2 protein-coding genes and 1 pseudogene are annotated in these 2,842 nt (G+C 60.7%); 2 read left to right on the top strand and 1 reads right to left on the bottom strand.

Annotated features, from left to right (window positions below; genetic code table 11):
* Positions 1-192: 192 nt before the first annotated feature.
* Positions 193-554 (bottom strand): annotated as a pseudogene (locus BBF94_RS26520) (hypothetical protein).
* A gap of 97 nt (positions 555-651) precedes the next feature.
* Here BBF94_RS26520 and BBF94_RS26515 point away from each other — a divergent pair.
* Positions 652-1,551 carry a LysR family transcriptional regulator gene (locus BBF94_RS26515; protein WP_065261883.1) on the top strand — a complete coding sequence of 300 codons (900 nt, stop codon included), beginning with the start codon at positions 652-654 and terminating at the stop codon, positions 1,549-1,551.
* Between the two features lie 69 nt (positions 1,552-1,620).
* Positions 1,621-2,634: an aldo/keto reductase gene (locus BBF94_RS26510; RefSeq protein WP_065261882.1), complete on the top strand. Its 1,014-nt coding sequence runs from the start codon at positions 1,621-1,623 to the stop codon at positions 2,632-2,634.
* Positions 2,635-2,842: the final 208 nt, after the last annotated feature.

The following is a 2,842-nucleotide window of genomic DNA, read 5'->3' as shown; positions in this document are numbered from 1 at the left end:
GGGGGAAAGGGAGCCGATCTCGGTGCTTTTCAAAATCGGAGTTCGACTCGATATTTCACGTCGATACGCCGTGATGTGTGTTTTTCAAAACTGGAGTTCGACTCGGTATTTCACGTCGGCGTAACTCGTGAGAACACCTCAATCTGTCCCCTCTCCCTCCGGGAGAGGGTTAGGGTGAGGGCGCTCTTGATTCTAGGCCCCCGATTTCGCATCCAACTCCAAAACCAATCCCCCCGGCATCTGCACAAAAATCTGCCAGATCCCGTCCTCCGGCACCTGCGCCACCTGATACGGCAATCCACTGCCCTGTACCCGTTTCAAAACCACTGCCGCATCTTCATCGGTACGAAACGCGATGTGGCTCAAAACAGCGTCTTCGGATGAAGGCTGCTCAATCACATGCACCAACGCCTGCCCATCCTGATACAACCAACGCCCAGGAAACGGAAACGGCGGCCGCGCCCCGGTTTCAGTCCCAATAGCGCACCAAAAGCGTCCTGCAGCGCCTGGCCGTCAACGGTGTTGAAGGCCAGATGATCGAATGTCCACGTCATGTCTGTCTCCTGCGGTTATTCAGGATTTCAGTATCCACGCTTGCCAATCCCGGAAAAATCCCGCAAAACGCCAAGGATCTTCAACGGATTTTTACTAATGAGCTCGATCCTCGATCTGGAAATCTTCGTCCGCACTGCCGACTCCGGCAGTATTTCCGCGGCCGCCCGGGCGCTGGAGCTGACCCCGGCGGCGGCAAGCATCGCCCTGAAACGCCTGGAAACCCGCCTCGGCATCCGCCTCTTCGCCCGCTCGACCCGCAGCATGCGCCTGACCGAAGAAGGCCGGCGCTATCTGGAAAGCGTGCGTCTGGCGCTGACCACCCTGGCCGAGGGCGAACAGGCGCTGAAGCAGCAGACCGAAGGCCTGAGCGGCGTGCTGCAACTGGCGGCGCCGTCGGACTTCGGGCGCAATGTGTTGCTGCCGTGGCTGGACGATTTCAAGCGCGAGCACCCGCACATTCAGCTGCAACTGCTGCTCAACGACCGGCATGCGGATCTGTTTCGCGAGACGGTGGACGTGGCGCTGCGCTTTGGCGTGCCGAGTGATTCGACGCTGGTGGCGTTGCCGATTCTGCCTGAGCATCGCCGTGTGGCCTGCGCCAGCCCTGCGTATCTGGAACGCCACGGCACACCGCAAAACCCCGCCGGATTGAGCGAACACAGCGCCCTGCTCTACCTGCGCAATGGCCGGCCTTACAACACCTGGCGTTTCCATCGCGAAGACGAAACGGTCGAGGTCGAAGTACGCGGCGACTACCTCAGCGACGACGGCGAAGTCGCCCGCCGCTGGGCGCTCGCCGGGCACGGCATCGCCTACAAGGCCTGGCTCGACGTAGCCAAAGACGTGCGCGCCGGACGGTTGGTGACGCTGTTCGAAGACTGGCACGGCGAGAGTGTGCCGTTCAATCTGCTGTGCCCGCACCGGGTGCAGGTGTCGGAGCGGGTCAAGGTGTTGCAGGCGTTTTTGCGCGAGCGCTGCGAGGCATTGCGCCGTTAAATTCACTTTGCCCCAGCGGGGGCTTCTGGTATTTGATGGACGCTTTCCCACCGACAAAAGGATTTCGGCATGAGCTATCGCACACTGGGTCACTCGGGGTTGCAGGTGTCCACCCTCACTCTTGGCACGATGATGTTCGGCGAGCAGACCAGCGCGGAAGATTCGCTGTGCATCATCGACAAGGCGTGGGATCAGGGCATCAATTTCATCGACACCGCTGACGTCTACACCAACGGTCGCTCGGAAGAAATCGTCGGCGAAGCCATCGCCCGTCATCGTCATGAATGGGTGCTGGCGACCAAGGTCGGTTTTGGCCCGGTGGATGGCGTGCCGAATCGCAGCGGTCTGAGCCGCAAACACATTTTCAATGGTCTGGAGGCCAGCCTGACCCGACTCGGCACCGACTACCTCGACATCTATTACCTGCACCGCGAAGACCACAACACCCCACTGGAGGTGACGGTCTCGGCCATCGGCGATCTGATTCGCCAAGGCAAAATCCGTTACTGGGGCCTGTCGAACTATCGCGGCTGGCGGATTGCCGAGGTGATTCGCGTGGCGGACAACCTCGGCGTCGATCGCCCGGTGATCAGCCAGCCGCTGTACAACATCGTCAACCGTCAGGCCGAAACCGAGCAGATCACCGCCGCCCAGACTTACGGCCTCGGCGTGGTGCCTTACAGCCCGCTGGCCCGTGGCGTGCTCAGCGGCAAGTACGCACCGGACGTGACGCCGGACGCCAACAGCCGTGCCGGGCGCCAGGACAAGCGGATTCTTGAGACCGAATGGCGCGTGGAGTCGTTGCGCATTGCCCAGCAGATTCAGCAGTACACCCAGGAGCGCGGGGTCGGGATCGTTGAGTTCGCGATTGCCTGGGTGCTGAACAACGGCGCGGTGACGTCGGCGATTGTCGGGCCGCGCACGGAAGAACAGTGGGATGCGTACACCAAGGCGCAAGCGGTGAAGATCTCGGCGGAAGATGAGGCGTTTATCGACTCGCTGGTGACGCCAGGGCATGCGTCGACGCCGGGGTTTAATGATGTCAGCCATTTTGTGTCGGGGCGCAAACCGCGTCAGCCTTGAGATTGCTGCCCTCACCCTAACCCTCTCCCGGAGGGAGAGGGAACCGATTGGGGAATATTGAAGCTAAGCTTTTGCCTGAAGCTTTCGTGGTGAATCCATAATCGACTGGCCTTTTCAGGTCGACGGATTTCCTGAGACACCTCGGTCGGCTCCCTCTCCCTCCGGGAGAGGGCTGGGGTGAGGGAGCTTTTGATTGTTGGAAATATTG

It is taken from the genome of Pseudomonas bananamidigenes, assembly GCF_001679645.1.
GTDB lineage: Bacteria > Pseudomonadota > Gammaproteobacteria > Pseudomonadales > Pseudomonadaceae > Aquipseudomonas > Aquipseudomonas bananamidigenes.
The sequence above is the reverse complement of the archived record's forward strand: the minus strand, read 5'-3'. Positions and strand labels throughout refer to the sequence as shown.

Excerpts from the sequence above, each read along its gene's own strand:
- BBF94_RS26515 (WP_065261883.1), top strand. The coding sequence starts at position 652 with ATGAGCTCGATCCTCGATCTGGAAATCTTCGTCCGCACTGCCGACTCC.
- BBF94_RS26510 (WP_065261882.1), top strand. The coding sequence starts at position 1,621 with ATGAGCTATCGCACACTGGGTCACTCGGGGTTGCAGGTGTCCACCCTC.